This is a genomic window from Streptomyces sp. NPDC001002, from assembly GCF_053599215.1.
Genome location: NZ_JBSFLV010000006.1, coordinates 100,798 through 115,790, shown reverse-complemented (window position 1 = coordinate 115,790; position 14,993 = coordinate 100,798). Strand labels below are relative to the sequence as shown.

Genomic DNA, 14,993 nt, shown 5'->3' with positions numbered 1-14,993 from the left:
TGGGGCGACGAGGTGCCGAGGGGTCGCCTCAGCTCACCGCCGCGTAGTTCTCGTAGATCTCGTCGTCGTCGAGCGGCAGGATGCCCACCCCGCGCTCGTACTCGACACGAGCCGTCTCCAGCAGCCTGCGCCACGAGGTGACGGTCGGCCGCCGGCGCAGCAGTGCGCGGCGTTCCCGCTCCGTCATGCCTCCCCACACGCCGAACTCGACGCGGTTGTCGAGCGCATCGGCCAGGCACTCGGTGCGTACCGGACATCCGGTGCACACCGCCTTGGCCCGGTTCTGCGCTGCTCCCTGCACGAACAGTTCATCCGGATCGGTAGTGCGGCAGGCGGCCTGCGCACTCCAGTCGGTTACCCAGCCCATACCGGCGCCGTCCTCTCCCGAATCGAGGCTCCCCCACGGCGGCAGCGGCATATTCACCGCTGCCAGTTGAGGACGTTACGGAAGGTGGGCACAGCGCAACACCCCCTTCGGGCCCAATCTTGAATGGCCCGAACGGACTATGCGTAAGCGGCAGATCACCCGGGGGAGTGAGCTGGTGACATACGTGACTTTCCCGGAAAACCGGGACAGTTCAGCCGAGTCACAACGGGCACCTGGTGACACACAAGGCGGATTCGGACACGCCCCCACCAGAAAGTCGGGGAACCTCCGGAACGATTCGGGGTCGCCGGACGTATTGATACGTGGACCTACTGCTGTGACAGTTGAGAGCAGCTTAGGCCAAGGCATATACGCGTGTCCGGCGAATGAGAACGTAGGCTGCCCCCATGCCAAAGAAGCGTTCGGGCGGTGGTCTGTCACCCACACAACAGGCCGCCAAGTTCCTCGGTGTCAGTGTCCTCGCGGGCGGCGTCCTGGCCGGCATCGCGCTGCCTGCCTTCGGCGCGCTCGGCCTCGCGGCGAAGGGTTCGGTGGAGAGCTTCGACGAGCTCCCGGCCAATCTGAAGACCCCGCCGCTGAGCCAGCGCACGACGATCCTCGACGCCGAGGGCGGCCAGATCGCGGCCGTCTACTCCCGCAACCGCACGGTGGTCGACCTCAAGAGCGTCTCGCCGTACATGCAGAAGGCGATCGTCGCGATCGAGGACTCGCGCTTCTACCAGCACGGGGCCGTCGACCTGAAGGGCGTGCTGCGCGCCCTCAACAAGAACGTGCAGAGCAGCGGGGTCGCCGAGGGCGCCTCCACGCTCACCCAGCAGTACGTGAAGAACGTCTTCGTGGAGGAGGCCGGCGACGACCCGACGAAGGTCGCGCAGGCCACCCAGCAGACCCTCGGCCGCAAGATCAAGGAGCTGAAGTACGCGATCCAGGTCGAGGAGGAGCTGGGCAAGAAGAAGATCCTCGAGAACTACCTGAACATCACGTTCTTCGGCGAGCAGGCCTACGGCGTCGAGGCCGCCGCCCAGCGCTACTACTCCAAGCACGCCAAGGACCTGAACCTCCAGGAGTCGGCGCTGCTGGCCGGCATCGTGCAGTCGCCGACCCGCTACGACCCGGTGAACGACGAGGCCGAGGCCACCAAGCGCCGCAACACCGTGCTCGCGCGCATGGCCGAGGTCGGCGACGTCTCCAAGGCGGAGGCCGACAAGGCCATGAAGGCCCCGCTGGGCCTGAAGGTCAGCAAGCCCAAGAACGGCTGCATCACCGCCGTGAAGGGCGCCGGCTTCTTCTGCGACTACGTGCGCGAGGTCTTCCTCAACGACCCGGTCTTCGGCAAGACCAGCGCGGCCCGCGCGAAGATCTGGAACCAGGGCGGTCTGACGATCCGTACGACGCTGGACCCGCAGTCGCAGGAAGCGGCCCAGGCGTCCATCAAGGAGCACGTCTACCAGAGCGACGAGGTGGCGACCGCCGCCACCATCGTCCAGCCCGGCACCGGCAAGATCCTGGCGATGGGCCAGTCACGGCCGTACGGCATCGACACCAAGGCCCACCAGACCACGATCAACCTCTCGGTGGACCAGGACATGGGCGGTGGCGCCGGCTACCAGCCCGGTTCGACGTTCAAGCCGATCGTGGCCGCCGCCGCGCTGGAGGGCGGCACGCCGTCGAACCAGCAGTTCTCGTCGCCGTACGAGATGAACTACCCGAGCCCGGTGTCGATCTGTGACGACAAGACCTGGCGCACGGACCCGAACAACCCGGCCAAGCTGACCAACGAGGACGAGTCGGAGCACGGCCCGTACTCGATGCGGGTGGCGACCGCGAAGTCGGTCAACACCTACTACGTCCAGCTGATCAGCGACATCGGCATCTGCCCGGTCGTCGACATGGCCAAGAAGATGGGCGTGAACCGGGCGGACGGCGACAAGATCGTCCAGGCCCCGTCCATCGCGCTCGGCACCCAGGAGATGTCGCCGCTGACGATGGCGAACGCGTACGCGACCTTCGCCGCGCGCGGCATGTACTGCACGCCGGTCGCCATCGAGTCGATCACGCAGACCGTCGGCAACCAGAAGAAGTCGCTCCAGGTGCCCAAGTCGACCTGCTCGCGGGCGATGTCGGAGACCACGGCGGACACCGTCAGCACGCTCCTGAAGGGCGTGGTCGAGGACGGTACGGGTTCCGAGGCTGGCCTCAGCAGCCGGCAGAGCGCCGGCAAGACCGGTACGACGGACAACCGCTACGCGGCCTGGTTCGTCGGCTACACCCCGAACATGGCGGCCGCGGTCTGGGTCGGCGACCCGGCCCACGACCGGCGCATGACCAACATCACCATCGGCGGTGTCTCGCACGCCAAGGTGTACGGCGGTGAGGTGCCCGGTCCGATCTGGCGCGACATGATGAACGGCGCGCTGGAGGGCAAGCCGGTGGAGAACCTCAGCCTCGCCTACATCCCGCCGGACAAGCCCAAGGACAAGGGCGACGGGAACGACGACGGTGACAACGGCGACAACCAGGGCAACGACAACGGCGGCCTCATCGGCGGCCTGACGGTCGGCGGCAACGACGGCGGAACCGACGGGGGCACCACCCCCGACCCGACCTTCTCCATCCCTGAGGGCTTCATCCAGGGACAGGACGGGGGGAACAACGGGAACGGGAACGGGGGGCGCGGTTAGCGCCTGACGGGTCCTGAAGCGCCGGGCCGGTCCTGGGCGGACAGGTCCTGAAGCGCCGGGCCGGTCCTGGCCTGACAGGTCCTGAAGCGCCGGGCCGCGGTCCGTCGAGGTTCTTGATCCACATGACGAACGGCTCCTCACCTCCGTAGGGAGGCGAGGAGCCGTTCGTCGTACGGCGGGTGCGTAGCCGTACAGGCGCGAGCCGCTCAGCCGGCGAGCAGCTTCTTGACCGCCGCGGCGACGCGGCCGCCCTCGGCCAGGCCGGCCACCTTCGGGTTCACGATCTTCATGACGGCACCCATGGCCCGCGGCCCCTCGGCCCCGGCCGCCTTCGCCTCCTGGACGGCCTGCGCGACGATCTGCTCCAGCTCCTCGTCGCCGAGCTGCTTGGGCAGGTACTCGGCGAGCACCACGCCCTCCGCCTTCTCCCGCTCGGCGCTCTCGGCCCGACCGCCCTGCGCGAAGGCGTCGGCCGCCTCACGGCGCTTCTTCGCCTCCTTGGCGATCACCTTCTGCACCTCGTCGTCGGAGAGCTCGCGCTTCGTCTTGCCCGCGACCTCCTCCTTGGTGATCGCGGCGAGCGTCAGCCGGAGCGTCGAGGAGCGCAGCTCGTCTCGCTCCCTGACGGCGGCGGTGAGGTCTTCCTGCAGCTTCGACTTGAGCGACGTGGTCATGCGGTCGATTGTCGCAGGTACGGGGAGCTGAACGCCTGTCGATTTGGCGGGGCGGTGGGGTACGCGGGCTCAAAAGGCAGGCGGGCCCACGGACTTGAGCGGAATCGCCGGAGTCGAGGAGCCGCCGGATCGTGGAGTCACCGGGGCACGGAGTCGGGGGACCGCGGGCACGCGATGTCCGTACGGTCTGACACGATGGTGGTATGCGCGCACGTTACGGAGTACCCCTGGGAATCGTGGCGGCCGGCGCCGCCGGAGTGGCCTACGCGGCGGGCTTCGAGGCCCGTTCCTACCGACTGCGACGGGTGACGGTCCCCGTCCTGCCCTCCGGGATGCGCCCGCTGCGCGTGCTGCAGGTCTCCGACATCCACATGGTCGGCGGCCAGCGCAAGAAACAGCGCTGGCTGCGCTCACTGGCCGGCCTGCGCCCCGACTTCGTGATCAACACGGGCGACAACCTGTCCGACCCGGAGGGCATCCCCGAGGTCCTGGACGCGCTGGGCCCGCTGATGGAGTTCCCGGGCGCGTACGTCTTCGGCTCCAACGACTACTACGGCCCCAAACTCCGCAACCCCGCCCGCTACTTGCTGGAGAAGGCCAACGGCCGGCACGGTCTCAACGGCAACGCACCGGCCGTGCAAGCGATCCACAACCCGTGGGAGGACCTGCGGGACGGCTTCGACGCGGCGGGCTGGCAGAACCTGACCAACACGCGTGGGCAGTTGAAGGTCGAGGGCGTGTCCGTCGAGCTAACCGGCCTGGACGACCCGCACATCAAGCGCGACCGCTACGCCGAGGTGGCCGGCGGCCCGTCCGGTACGGCGGACTTCTCGATGGGCGTCGTCCACGCGCCGTATCTCCGCGTACTGGACTCCTTCACCGCCGACGACTACCCCCTGATCCTCGCCGGCCACACCCACGGCGGCCAGCTCTGCATCCCCTTCTACGGCGCCCTAGTCACCAACTGCGACTTGGACGCGGACCGGGTGAAGGGCCTGTCGACGCATCGGGCGGAGGGGCGTACGTCGTACCTGCATGTCTCGGCGGGCTGCGGGACGAACCGCTATACGCCGGTCCGGTTCGCGTGCCCGCCGGAGGTGACGTTGCTGACGTTGGTGGGGCGGGACGAGGGGCGGGGGGTTCGGGGGCGAAGGTAAGTAAAGGAGGCGGGGCTTCGAGGGGGCTAGGGGCTAGGGGGCTAGGCGGAGGTAGTACGACCGGGGTCCGCGGGGGCGGGCTACGACAGGGGTCCGCAGGGGCGGGCTACGACAGGGGTCCGCAGGGGCGGGCGCAGGGATGGCAGGGCGTGTACGCCGATGACGGGCGCGCCCCCTGCCACGGCGGCTACGACCACGGCGCCGACCGGAGTAACCCACACAGCCCGCCCGTATCGCCCCTTTCGTCCCGCCTGCTTAGCGTGAGGGCATGACCGCCCCGATACCCAGGGACATCCCGAACCTCCCCGCGATCCCGGGTGTACCCGCGCTGCTCCCCTCCCCCGTCCCCGCCACCGCGGTGGTGACTCCGGTACGCCGCCCACTCACCGCCGTCTACCGACTCCTGGTCGCCCTGCTCGCGGCCGGGGCGGTGACCGTGGACCTGCTGCTCGGCAGTCCGGTCCGCGTACTGAGCCACTTCGCGATCCAGAGCAACATCCTTCTCGCCCTGGTCCTGGTCCTCTCGGCCCGCCGAGCCTGGTCGGCCCGCCGCCCCCTCCCCTCGGCCCTGACCGGCGCGACCCTCCTCTACGTAGCCATCACCGGCCTCGTCTACCACCTGCTCCTGGCGGACGCGGCGACCCCGTTCTCGGTGACGAGCGGCTCCCTGACCGGCTGGCAGACGATCACCAACCAGGTCCTGCACACGGTGACGCCGATAGCGGCGGTCCTGGACTGGCTGCTGCTGACCGCCCCCGGCCGCCTCCACCTCCGCCAAGCGGCGGCATGGCTGCTGTACCCCTTCGCGTACCTGGCCTTCTCACTCGGTCGCGGTGAACTGATCGTCCCGGGCACGCGGGGGCGCTACCTCTACCCGTTCCTGGACGTCGACCTCCACGGCTACAAGAGCGTCCTGGGCAACGCCCTCCTCCTCGGCCTCGCCTTCTACGCCCTCGCGATCCTGCTGGTCGCCCTGGACCACGCCCGCCCGAACCTCATCCGTCACCGCGCGAAAACCGGATTTCGTCTCGGGCCACCGGTGGGCTAAAGTAAACGACGTCGCCGCGACCAGCAGTACAGCAGCGACATCGGGGTGTAGCGCAGCTTGGCAGCGCGCTTCGTTCGGGACGAAGAGGTCGTGGGTTCAAATCCCGCCACCCCGACAGTTGTGACACCAGGTCAGGGCCGGTTTCCGTTTCACGGGAACCGGCCCTGACTCGTTCCTCAGGGCCCCTGGGGAGTAATTGGGGAGTGGATCAAGCCTCGGCTGGGCTGCGCCGACGCGCCCACATGTGGATAGGGCCATAGGCCATGAGTCGATCAACGAAGTGCGCGGCAGCAGTCAAGGCAGCTTCCGGCGGGAGTGCTCAGGCTCCGAGATGGACAGGGTGCCGTTCGCGGGTGCCGGCCGAGTGTTGCGTGCGCAGGGAGCTCCCATCCCGCCTGCCGTCACCCCAGGCAAGCCCGAGCAGACGCGGCCCTGGCGACCAGGTCGCGCGCCTGATCGAATGGTACGACATTACGAAAACCGGGCAGCCACAGAGCCGAGCGCACGACAACGGGCCCCTGACCAACCATCCAGGTCAGAGGCCCTTCTCACTGCTCATCGCGTGGAGGCGGTCGGGTGTGCACCTGTGGTGACATCGCTGCCACGACGGTTCTTATAGATCGCTTGGGTGGTGGTCGCCCCCTGCGACTCCACCGACCGCTCGCAGGTTGACCGGGGAGCGCCTCAGGCCAGGCCGACAGCCTAATCAGCTAACGAGGCGCTTGTAGCGCTCATGCAGAAGCGGATAGTCATCTACCCGCGGCGGGACGGCCGGCTGGCCAGGCGGCGGAAATGGGGGCACCCAGTTGATGGCAGCCGTCACATCATCAACCAACTTCGCCATGTCATCGTCATCCAGAGCAACGACGAACCCGCGATGGTCGAGGGCTGTATCGCGACACCGGCTGAGAAATCGATCCTTGCCCTTAAAGGACCGACAGGCGAGAATGCCGAATTTCCCTCGCAAGGGAGAGAAGCGAGACGAAATCTGATCGAGCTCAGGGTTTGCCACTTCGCGACCGTAGTTCTTGCACTCCACAAAAATATACTGCGCCGGAATTTTGTGACGAATCAAGAATGCGAAGAATCCATCCTTCGCGTTGTTGGTGTAGGTGATGTCAATCCTTTTTCGGCCCTCATGGATTTCATGCTCCATTTCCGGCATGATGAGTGAAGGGTAGAACAAGGCCGTTAGCAAGGCCTCGACGCGGGCGTGATAGTTGTTTGCTTCTGCGTTTCCGGTACGAGTGTTCAGTACGGCTTGGAGGAGAGCCTGATAGTCGGGCGGAGGGGTGCTGTTCGCCTCACTCAATTCAGAGTGCGAAATTACGTCAGGAGCGACCTGAGCCTTGATTTCCTTGTAGTTGTGGTAGACCGTTGGACGCTGGAGTGTTTCTCGCGTCACATCCGGCTTAGTGGAGCCGTACTTCTCCTCCACATCCTTTTTGTAAACCTTTCTCTTCCCGCTCTTCAAGACATTGACCAACTTGCTGCGAGGATCGGCCTCCTCTTCAGACTGTAGTGTTGGCACCAGGTGGTTTCGGTAGTACTCCGATCGCGACAAATGGAGGTCTCGACGGACGATTGCCTTCGGGACGAGGAGCAGCTTTTCCCCGTCTGCGATAGGTAGCTCAGTGAGCCCATTCTCCCATTTCAAGGCATGCGCATTCCAGACCGGCCCGCTATCGACACCCTTCTCAAGCGGGATACCAAAGACGGTTGCCATTTGCCGCGTATATGCAATCAGCGGACCGCGAATAATGTTTGTCGTGATGTCCGAAACGATATCCTTGTCAACTTTATCGATAAAGAAGGCGGTGTCCTCCAAATCCTCAATCAATCCTGACTTAGCGGCCTGACTTTTGGCCAACTTGGAAGCGAACTCTTGCCGCATCCACTTGCCAAAACCCCTCCCGGCACTCTTTCCTTTTGAGATGCCGAGGTGGGTTTCGTTCGGCTCGCCAAGATTTCCGAGGAGGTAGTCAGCTCGTGCTCTATCTCCGAGGCGCACCGCATCGAGGACGCTATCGAAAAACGTCGTCAGCATCTGGATACACTCTTTCCCCCAGTCATCAGATAGGTGGCGAATTGTGCTCGGGTCGATGTAGACAGGGACGTCCTTAACTGTGTCCACATCGACGAAATCAAGCGTCCCTTGTCCTCGATTGAGGTTGTAGTACTCCGAAACCCGCATGCCGCCCCCTGGATCAACGTCGCACTGACGCTGATGCCGTACCCACTCGTTCACTCTGCGTAAACCCCAACGGCCTGTGGGTGCTAAGCACCGCTCACGCGAGGCCCGTGCTCCACGGCAGCGCCGTGCCGAGGACATCGGCATCCACTCCGTCGGCTCTGACCGGTGCCTGAGCGTCCTGGGCCGTACGAGGCCGACCGATGATGACAGGCAGCACTCGTGGGTGACCACGCCCATGCCGCCCTTGCCTGGGCTACCGGAGTTGATATGCGCCACTGGGAGAGTTCTGCCTGCACCAGGTCAGGGCCGGTTTCCCTTAAAGGGGAACCGCCCCTGACTCGTTCCTCAGGGTCCCTGGGGAGTAGCCGGGGAGAGGATCAAGGAAATCGACTCCCCAATGTCACTCCCGACTCGCCCTCAGCAACGCATCGAGCGCGCGCACCGGTGACTGCGGGTGCATAGCAAAACGTGCCGCCAATGCCTTCTCCCACTGCTCGGTCAGTTCGTCCATGAGTCGGTTCCTCATCCGTGCCGTGATGTGTGAGTAGCGGGCTTGCACCGAGCCATCCTCATGTCCCATCCGTTGGTCCATGAGTTTGGGCGGGGTCCCGAGTTCCTCCATGACGGTCTTGTGGGAGTGCCTGAGCCCGTGCGGAGTGAGACCCCGTGCGATCGGCAGCCAGCAAGCATCGGCGCGCCCTGACGCATTCCGACCTCGCGCCGGCACCCCCGGCCAAGGGTGCGCCATCACGGGTACGGGGCGCGCTTCCTGCGGGGCTTTCTTCGGGTACCACCCCGTTGTGGCCGGATGGAACAGCCAGGTCGCGAAACCGGTTCGGCGCCAGTGCGCTGCTGTCTCTCCCGACTGGCCTGTACGGACGTAGCCGAGTTCCGCAATGGCTGTTTCCACTCTGATCCGCGTCTGCTCCGCGACCGTGTCCGGCCTGTTGAGCACGTTCGAGACTGTCGCCGCGGAGACCTCCGCACGGCGGGCAACGTCGATCAGCTTTGCGCCGACTTGCCGGGCAGCGCCGTTGGCGGGGCCGTGACCACAGAAAACGTAGTCGTACTCGTGGCATGCGCACGCTACCGACTCGGTCCTGGCGATATGGCTTGCGACCAAGCCGGAGAGCCACTGTGGCGTGTCGATGGTCCGGTAGGAGTCGTCCTTAGGCGGGCAGCGCTCGAACTCCCCCGAGTCGAGTTCGTAGAGCTGCCACTCCACCCGAACCGAGGCGGAGCGGACGAACTGGCGCTCTAGGCCAACGATTTCACCCCAGCGCATGCCGGTGTAGCCCTTCAAAACCACGGCCACGAATTCGTCATCACGACCAGACAACAGCGCAGCACGCTCGGCTGTCAGCAGGATTCCGAGAGCGTCGGTCACCACCTTCTCAGGGCCGCGGTTCCGAGAGCGGCCGGCACGCTTGCCCCGGCCGCGCCGCTTGGTCGCCGGATTGGAATCGCGAAGTCCCTCATCCACGGCATCGGCCAGGATGAGGTGCAGCGTGCCGTGCCAGGTCTTCACACTGGACGCAGCGTAGGGAACAGCGCGTTCGCGTTTCTCCCAAGTGGCAACGTCCGTGGGTTGAATGTCTGCGATGGCCTTGTCCGCAAAGGCGGGGAGGAGGTGCTCCTCGATGTGCCGTTTGTAGTTCTGCATGGTGGATGCGGCCAAATCCTGGGCCGCGTACCAGCGGTTCACATACTCCCCGAAGGTTTCTTTGCCGGCGTTCGGGTCGCGGTAGCCGACCTCTCTGACCTTGGCCTCCGCGTCGTTCGCTGCCTTTGCAGCATCGCGCTTGGTGGCAAATCGGATCGTGGCACCGTTGGCGTCCACCACGGTGCGGAGCACACCGGGTGCGATCCAGTACCGGCCTCGGTAGTAGTCGGAGCGTTTCTCTCCGTAGCCCATGGTTCCCTTTCGCGGCAAAGCGAGGGGCGGGCGCCATGGCTGGCGACCGCCCCTCGTGGTTGGTTCATCTATCAAGCGGCGTTCCGTGCGCGACGTGGACTGCGTGCACGAAGGCTCACTACTGGACCGATCGGCTGCGTCGTGGCCCGCTTCTGGGGTTTGGTATCGCGATCGGCGGGAGTCGCCGCGCTGGGCCGCTCCTCAAGGATGTGGAAGATCTCCCGAACGTGATCTCCGGTGAAGCGGTAGCCTCCACCGCTCCTCATGAACGGGATGCGGCGCCTGCGGACTTGCTCCTTAACCCACCACTCCGAGCACCCCAGCGATGCCGCTACGTCCGCAGCCGAATAGCTCAGGGGAAGGCTTCTCTCCTTCGCCACCTTCGTGGCTCCTCTCTGCCTTCTGGGGAATCCGCAACATCCGCCACGCCGCAACATTGCTGGTCAGCGGCTTGAATCTGTGGCGGATGCCGTTTGTGTTGCGGATAGGTCCCGCCACGCGAAGCACGCGACGGGACCGAGGACGGGCAGCGTCAGCCGACGCTGCGGAGGGTGCGTGTGTCGGTTTCCGCGAACATGTGGCGGCTCTCGAAAAGGCCTTCCGCCACAGATTCACCCCCGTTGACCTGCGGTGTTGCGGATGTGGCGGACGTTGCGGACTTCTGGGGGTCCGGGGGGCAGTACCGGTTCCAGGCGTCGCTGAGGTCTTCCGCGTAGTAGCCCTTCGGGGTCGACGCACCGACCCGGATGCCGCGGGGCTTGATGGGGCTGTTGTCGGGGCGCACGTACTGGTTCAGGAGTTTCGAGAGGGCGCGTGCGGTGAGCGGCTTGATGTTCTGTCCGTCCTCGCTCATGTCGGACCAGGGGGCGTCATCCAGGTTGAGGAGGACTTCCAGGATGGCCGCGGTGGGCATGCGGTCCACTCCGCAGAACACCTTGTCACGCAGGTCGGTCAGCAGGCGCACCCCCAGGGATGCCTGATCCCCTTCGGACGCTGCCTTGATGAGCGCGATGCAGGCGGCGCGAGCGCGTTCGGGCCAGTTCCCGCCGGCCGCGTCGGCGACCGCGAGCAGGGGTTCCCACACGTCCGCCGGCCGGTCCGTGACGCCTTCCGGCATGTCCGGCCATGCCGCGGCGATCTGGTCGTGCAGGGGGGCAGTCCAGTCCGCGAGCCGGTCCCGCAGGACGTGGCCCTGCTTCTCGTGGATGCGCCGCCGGTAGGGCTCGCACTTCTCGTTGGGCGCCTTCTTGCGCATGCGGATGATGACCGACCTGGTCAGGATCGTGGTGGGCAGTGAACCAAGGCCGGCCATGGCGACCGCGCAGAACGACGGGAGGAACGCTGCCTTCTGGTCAGAACCTTCACCAACGCAGCGCAGGGACGTTGCGCCACGCCGGTAGCCGGAGTTGAGGAACCCGCGGACCTCTTCGTTCCCGCCCGCTTTGGGCCCGAACACGGTGTCGATCTCGTCGAAGAGGAGTGTGGGCGTGCCCTCATCCGCGGAGACGAGCCGGAACAGTGCGTTCGCGGAAGCGTTGACGGTGGTGGCCGCGCGCGGCGTGAGGGTCTCGATGATCTCCAGCGCCCGTGACTTCCCGGATCCGGGTTCGGGGCTGAGGAAGGCGATGCGGGCGGTGCCGTCCAGCGCGTCCATCAGGTGCGCGTGCGCGTCCCACAACGCAACGGCCACGTAGGCGTGTTCCGTGGGGAAGACGTTGAAGCGGCGGTGGAAGGCTTCCACCTCATCCAGCAGCGCGGCCCCGTCGATGGTGGGGTTCATGCGGCGTTCCTCCCTTCGGAGTTACGTGTCGAGCGCGAGGTGCGGCAGGCCGGGGGAAGGGCTGAAAGGACGCCCTGGCGGGCGGACTTCTTTCGGGCGCCCACACCCCGCCCATCGCGGGCGGGCGGGGCGTGCCGCGGCCGGTCCGGGGCGGGGATGAGGCAATCCAGGCGGGGGGAGCGGGTGGTCGCGGGGGTCATGCGGCCTCCCGCAGTGTGACGTTGGCGAGGATCCACTCCATGGCGCTGCGGATCGTCGTGCGGCACTCGGCAGCCGGCAGTCCCGTGGACTCCCCCGCCGCCTGGATTGCCTCTTCGACCGTGTGGCGGGGGATGTGTCCCCAAGCCACGAACCGGGCCACCTTGCACGCGCTGCGGTACAGCGTGGCGTTGCGGCCGTTCGGCCCGCCCTCGGAGGTGGCCCGGATGACGGCGCACTCTTGCTCCAGGGCGGTGCGGGCGGCTTTGGTGCCGTCTCGCACTGGAGCGAGCGCGGGCACAACCGCCGGCTTGGCAGGCTCGGTGAGCAGGGTGGCGAGCCACGCGGGCAGCGTCGTGACCGGGGCAGCCTCGGCTACCTCGTAGGTGCCCTGGTCGGTGGTGCTGTTGGCGGCGACGACGTAGCCACCCCAGGCCCGGGTGTCGATGTGCGGGGCGAGCCGTTTGACGCTGCACTTCAACGTCACGTTGGACGGCACTTTGAAGTACAGGTGGCGTCCTCCGCTGGGGGTCCGCACCTGGTAGGTGTACGGACAGGGCTGTCCGGCGCGCTCGCAGAGCGCCTTGAAGGAAGTGGCGCCGTCAGGCGCTCCTTCTGGCTCTTCCGGTTTGGGTACGTCCAGATCGATGACGAGCAGGCCGGCCGGTCCGGTCGCGATCCCCACGTTGTAGGGCCGGTTCGCCCACGCGGCACGGATCAACTCGGGTTCGGTGGTGGCGCGTTGCTCCGGGGTGCGGTGCCCGTCGGTGCAGCGGCCGGTGCGCGGGCAGTCCCGTTCGGGGTGTCCGGCAGGACGCTTCGTGTTCGGGACCAGAGGGATGACGGGCCAACCGCGTTCCGCCGATAGCAGGGCGGCGGCCAGCAGATGCAGAGTCTCCAGCGAGACGGGCGAGGGCTCGCTCATGCCGCCCTCCTTACTTCGAGGGTGCGGAACTGACTGCCGATCCAGTGGGCGTAGGCGGGTGGGATGGCTTCGCACACGCCCCTGATGGTGGTGATCCACGGGGTGCCCATGGCGTCGGCAGCGGCGCGCTGCCAAGCCTTGGAGTGCCGGCCGCCGGTGATGGTCATGAACGGTCGTTCGGGGGTGGGCAGGTAGCCATTGCGGGCGCACCGTGCCACGTGCGCGGGATGGGCGGGCGCGGTGAGCGGGAACGAGGTCTCGAAGAGGCGGTGGCGGTACAGGGGCAGGTCGAACATGGGCCCGCACAGGGTGACGGGCTGGCGCATCTGCCAGCCGGCGGCGGGCACGTTCTCCATCACGTACGGCGTGCCGACGGCGTGGAGGGCGATGCGGGTGGGGCCGATCAGGCGGGGATAGGTCTTCTTGTTGTAGGCGTTGAGCGGGGAGTCGGCCTGACAGGGCGGGGAGGCGTGGATCAGGTCGTACTCGTGGCCGTGGGCGAGCAGGTAGTCGATGGCGTCGCCGTGGACGAACGTGAACGGGTATTCCTCGGCACAGGTGGCGTCCTGGTCGACGCCGACGACGTCGAAGCCGGCTTGGTGGAAGCCCATGGCCATGCCGCCGCGGTGGCAGTACAGGTCCAGCAACCGAGGCCGGCGAGCGGGTCCGGCTGGGCGTAGGGGGATGGGGTGGGTCATGCTGGAGACCTCCATCAGGTCAGTCCCGTTGGCGGGTGGAGAAAAGGGCGGTCGCCGTCTTGTGGTGAGGGGCGACCGCCCGCGAAAACCCCCGGCCCTACGCGGAGCGCGCGGGCGGGGAGCGTGAGGCGGCCCCGCTGTATGGAGGGCGGGGCCGGGAAAATCGCGTGGGGCGTTGTCAGTGGGTCCCGCTACGTTGGATCACAGGCGCTCGCGCGGGAACGTGCCCGCGCGCTGGAGTGTGGTTCGGTGTGTTCTACGGGAGGGCGTCATGACGGCGTGGTTGGTGCTGGCCAAGGACGGCAGCAAGCGGATCAGCGAGGGCTACGACGACAACCCGGCCACCCACTACAGCTGGGACAGCACGGTCCCCAACCACGCGACGTTGAACGTCGGTGACGTGATCGCGCTGTGGGACGCCACCGAGCTGCTGGGCCTGTCGGTGATCGAGGACATCGAGGTCGGCCAGGACGAGAAGGAGACCCCGTACTGCCTCAAGTGCGGCAAGGCGGATGTGGCCGAACGCAAGCAGAAGCTGCCCCGGTTCGTGTGCTGGAACCAGGAGTGCAAGCACGAGAACGACAAGGCCGGCTGGAAGACCAAGCAGGTCACCACCTACCGCAGCCGGCACGAGGCCGGCTGGATCGACGCGCGCGGCACCCTGAGCGCACCGCAGTTGCGCGCCCTGTGCGTTAAGCCGGCCTCGCAGAACTCACTGCGCGAGCTGCGCTTCGACGACTTCCACCACGCCTTGACCCACGGTGGCGTACCGCTGCCGCTGCGGGTCATCGACACCACCCAGCGGATGATCGCCGAAGGGCACGGCACGGCCACCATCCGGGTCCGCAAGGGGCAACCGGCCTTCCGCAACCACCTGCTGGAGGTGTTCGGTGAGGTGTGCGCCTTCACCGGACCAGCCCCCGTACAGGCGTTGGAGGCCGCCCACTTGTACAGCTACGCGGCCAACGGCAAGCACCACAAGGGCGGCGGCCTGCTGCTGCGCCGCGACCTGCACCGCCTCTTCGACCTCGGACTGATCGCCGTCCACCCCCAGGCCCGGACACTGCACCTGGACGACGCGCTCAAGGCCTACCCGGACTACGCCAAACTCGACGGCGCCCCGCTCGCCGTGCCCGTGACGGCCGACCACGTGAAATGGCTGGCCAAGCACTGGGACATGCACCGCCCGAACCTGCCGGCGGCCAGCCTCCCGGCGTAGATCACCCCGCTGAGGGAGTTCTACTCGCCGGACAGTAACGGGTTGAGCCATGCTGGGTGCTCTCCAGTTCCTTGATGGGTGACTGGCTGACAAGGGCGACCCCGTGATCTTTGGCG

General features: G+C 66.7%; 12 protein-coding genes and 1 tRNA gene. 5 read left to right on the top strand and 8 right to left on the bottom strand.

Annotated elements, in window-relative coordinates; genetic code table 11:
* Window positions 1-28 precede the first annotated feature (28 nt).
* On the bottom strand, window positions 29-367 hold the full coding sequence (wblA, locus tag ACWDR3_RS05425; protein WP_401719065.1) for a transcriptional regulator WblA: 339 nt from the start codon (window positions 365-367) through the stop codon (window positions 29-31).
* Between the two features lie 407 nt (window positions 368-774).
* On the opposite strand from wblA, the gene ACWDR3_RS05420 reads away from it, so the two are divergent.
* Window positions 775-3,069, top strand: a complete 2,295-nt coding sequence (locus tag ACWDR3_RS05420) for a transglycosylase domain-containing protein (RefSeq protein ID WP_450350981.1) — start codon at window positions 775-777, stop codon at window positions 3,067-3,069.
* 206 nt (window positions 3,070-3,275) lie between these two features.
* On the opposite strand, the gene ACWDR3_RS05415 is transcribed toward ACWDR3_RS05420, so the two are convergent.
* Window positions 3,276-3,743: a GatB/YqeY domain-containing protein gene (locus tag ACWDR3_RS05415; RefSeq protein ID WP_450350980.1), complete on the bottom strand. Its 468-nt coding sequence runs from the start codon at window positions 3,741-3,743 to the stop codon at window positions 3,276-3,278.
* Between the two features lie 203 nt (window positions 3,744-3,946).
* Between ACWDR3_RS05415 and ACWDR3_RS05410 the strand changes: the two genes are divergently transcribed.
* The 3 genes from ACWDR3_RS05410 to ACWDR3_RS05400 all read left to right on the top strand — a co-directional run bounded on the left by ACWDR3_RS05410 (window position 3,947) and on the right by ACWDR3_RS05400 (window position 6,063).
* The gene (locus ACWDR3_RS05410) at window positions 3,947-4,900 is read left to right on the top strand and encodes a metallophosphoesterase (RefSeq protein WP_450350978.1); all 954 of its coding nucleotides are present in this window, start codon (window positions 3,947-3,949) and stop codon (window positions 4,898-4,900) included.
* 268 nt (window positions 4,901-5,168) lie between these two features.
* Entirely contained in the window at window positions 5,169-5,948 is a 780-nt protein-coding gene (locus tag ACWDR3_RS05405) for a Pr6Pr family membrane protein (RefSeq protein WP_450350976.1), read from the top strand.
* 41 nt (window positions 5,949-5,989) lie between these two features.
* A tRNA-Pro gene (locus ACWDR3_RS05400) sits at window positions 5,990-6,063 on the top strand.
* 591 nt (window positions 6,064-6,654) lie between these two features.
* Here the strand turns inward: ACWDR3_RS05400 and ACWDR3_RS05395 are convergent.
* The 6 genes from ACWDR3_RS05395 to ACWDR3_RS05370 all read right to left on the bottom strand — a co-directional run bounded on the left by ACWDR3_RS05395 (window position 6,655) and on the right by ACWDR3_RS05370 (window position 13,658).
* On the bottom strand, window positions 6,655-8,142 hold the full coding sequence (locus ACWDR3_RS05395) for a hypothetical protein (RefSeq protein ID WP_450350974.1): 1,488 nt from the start codon (window positions 8,140-8,142) through the stop codon (window positions 6,655-6,657).
* Between the two features lie 400 nt (window positions 8,143-8,542).
* On the bottom strand, window positions 8,543-10,057 hold the full coding sequence (locus ACWDR3_RS05390; protein WP_450350972.1) for a LacI family DNA-binding transcriptional regulator: 1,515 nt from the start codon (window positions 10,055-10,057) through the stop codon (window positions 8,543-8,545).
* A gap of 71 nt (window positions 10,058-10,128) precedes the next feature.
* Window positions 10,129-10,494, bottom strand: coding sequence for a helix-turn-helix domain-containing protein (locus tag ACWDR3_RS05385; protein WP_450350970.1), 366 nt, complete (start codon window positions 10,492-10,494; stop codon window positions 10,129-10,131).
* Between the two features lie 95 nt (window positions 10,495-10,589).
* On the bottom strand, window positions 10,590-11,837 hold the full coding sequence (locus ACWDR3_RS05380) for a DUF3631 domain-containing protein (RefSeq protein ID WP_450350968.1): 1,248 nt from the start codon (window positions 11,835-11,837) through the stop codon (window positions 10,590-10,592).
* Between the two features lie 196 nt (window positions 11,838-12,033).
* Window positions 12,034-12,960, bottom strand: coding sequence for a bifunctional DNA primase/polymerase (locus ACWDR3_RS05375; RefSeq protein ID WP_450350966.1), 927 nt, complete (start codon window positions 12,958-12,960; stop codon window positions 12,034-12,036).
* Entirely contained in the window at window positions 12,957-13,658 is a 702-nt protein-coding gene (locus ACWDR3_RS05370; protein ID WP_450350964.1) for an SAM-dependent methyltransferase, read from the bottom strand. The genes ACWDR3_RS05375 and ACWDR3_RS05370 overlap by 4 nt, the downstream gene beginning before the upstream one ends.
* A gap of 271 nt (window positions 13,659-13,929) precedes the next feature.
* On the opposite strand from ACWDR3_RS05370, the gene ACWDR3_RS05365 reads away from it, so the two are divergent.
* Entirely contained in the window at window positions 13,930-14,877 is a 948-nt protein-coding gene (locus tag ACWDR3_RS05365; protein WP_450350962.1) for an HNH endonuclease, read from the top strand.
* The last annotated feature ends 116 nt before the right edge of the window (window positions 14,878-14,993 follow it).

Coding starts and splice junctions, on each gene's coding strand:
- wblA (WP_401719065.1), bottom strand. CDS start 367: ATGGGCTGGGTAACCGACTGGAGTGCGCAGGCCGCCTGCCGCACTACC.
- ACWDR3_RS05420 (WP_450350981.1), top strand. CDS start 775: ATGCCAAAGAAGCGTTCGGGCGGTGGTCTGTCACCCACACAACAGGCC.
- ACWDR3_RS05415 (WP_450350980.1), bottom strand. CDS start 3,743: ATGACCACGTCGCTCAAGTCGAAGCTGCAGGAAGACCTCACCGCCGCC.
- ACWDR3_RS05410 (WP_450350978.1), top strand. CDS start 3,947: ATGCGCGCACGTTACGGAGTACCCCTGGGAATCGTGGCGGCCGGCGCC.
- ACWDR3_RS05405 (WP_450350976.1), top strand. CDS start 5,169: ATGACCGCCCCGATACCCAGGGACATCCCGAACCTCCCCGCGATCCCG.
- ACWDR3_RS05395 (WP_450350974.1), bottom strand. CDS start 8,142: ATGCGGGTTTCGGAGTACTACAACCTCAATCGAGGACAAGGGACGCTT.
- ACWDR3_RS05390 (WP_450350972.1), bottom strand. CDS start 10,057: ATGGGCTACGGAGAGAAACGCTCCGACTACTACCGAGGCCGGTACTGG.
- ACWDR3_RS05385 (WP_450350970.1), bottom strand. CDS start 10,494: ATGTTGCGGCGTGGCGGATGTTGCGGATTCCCCAGAAGGCAGAGAGGA.
- ACWDR3_RS05380 (WP_450350968.1), bottom strand. CDS start 11,837: ATGAACCCCACCATCGACGGGGCCGCGCTGCTGGATGAGGTGGAAGCC.
- ACWDR3_RS05375 (WP_450350966.1), bottom strand. CDS start 12,960: ATGAGCGAGCCCTCGCCCGTCTCGCTGGAGACTCTGCATCTGCTGGCC.
- ACWDR3_RS05370 (WP_450350964.1), bottom strand. CDS start 13,658: ATGACCCACCCCATCCCCCTACGCCCAGCCGGACCCGCTCGCCGGCCT.
- ACWDR3_RS05365 (WP_450350962.1), top strand. CDS start 13,930: ATGACGGCGTGGTTGGTGCTGGCCAAGGACGGCAGCAAGCGGATCAGC.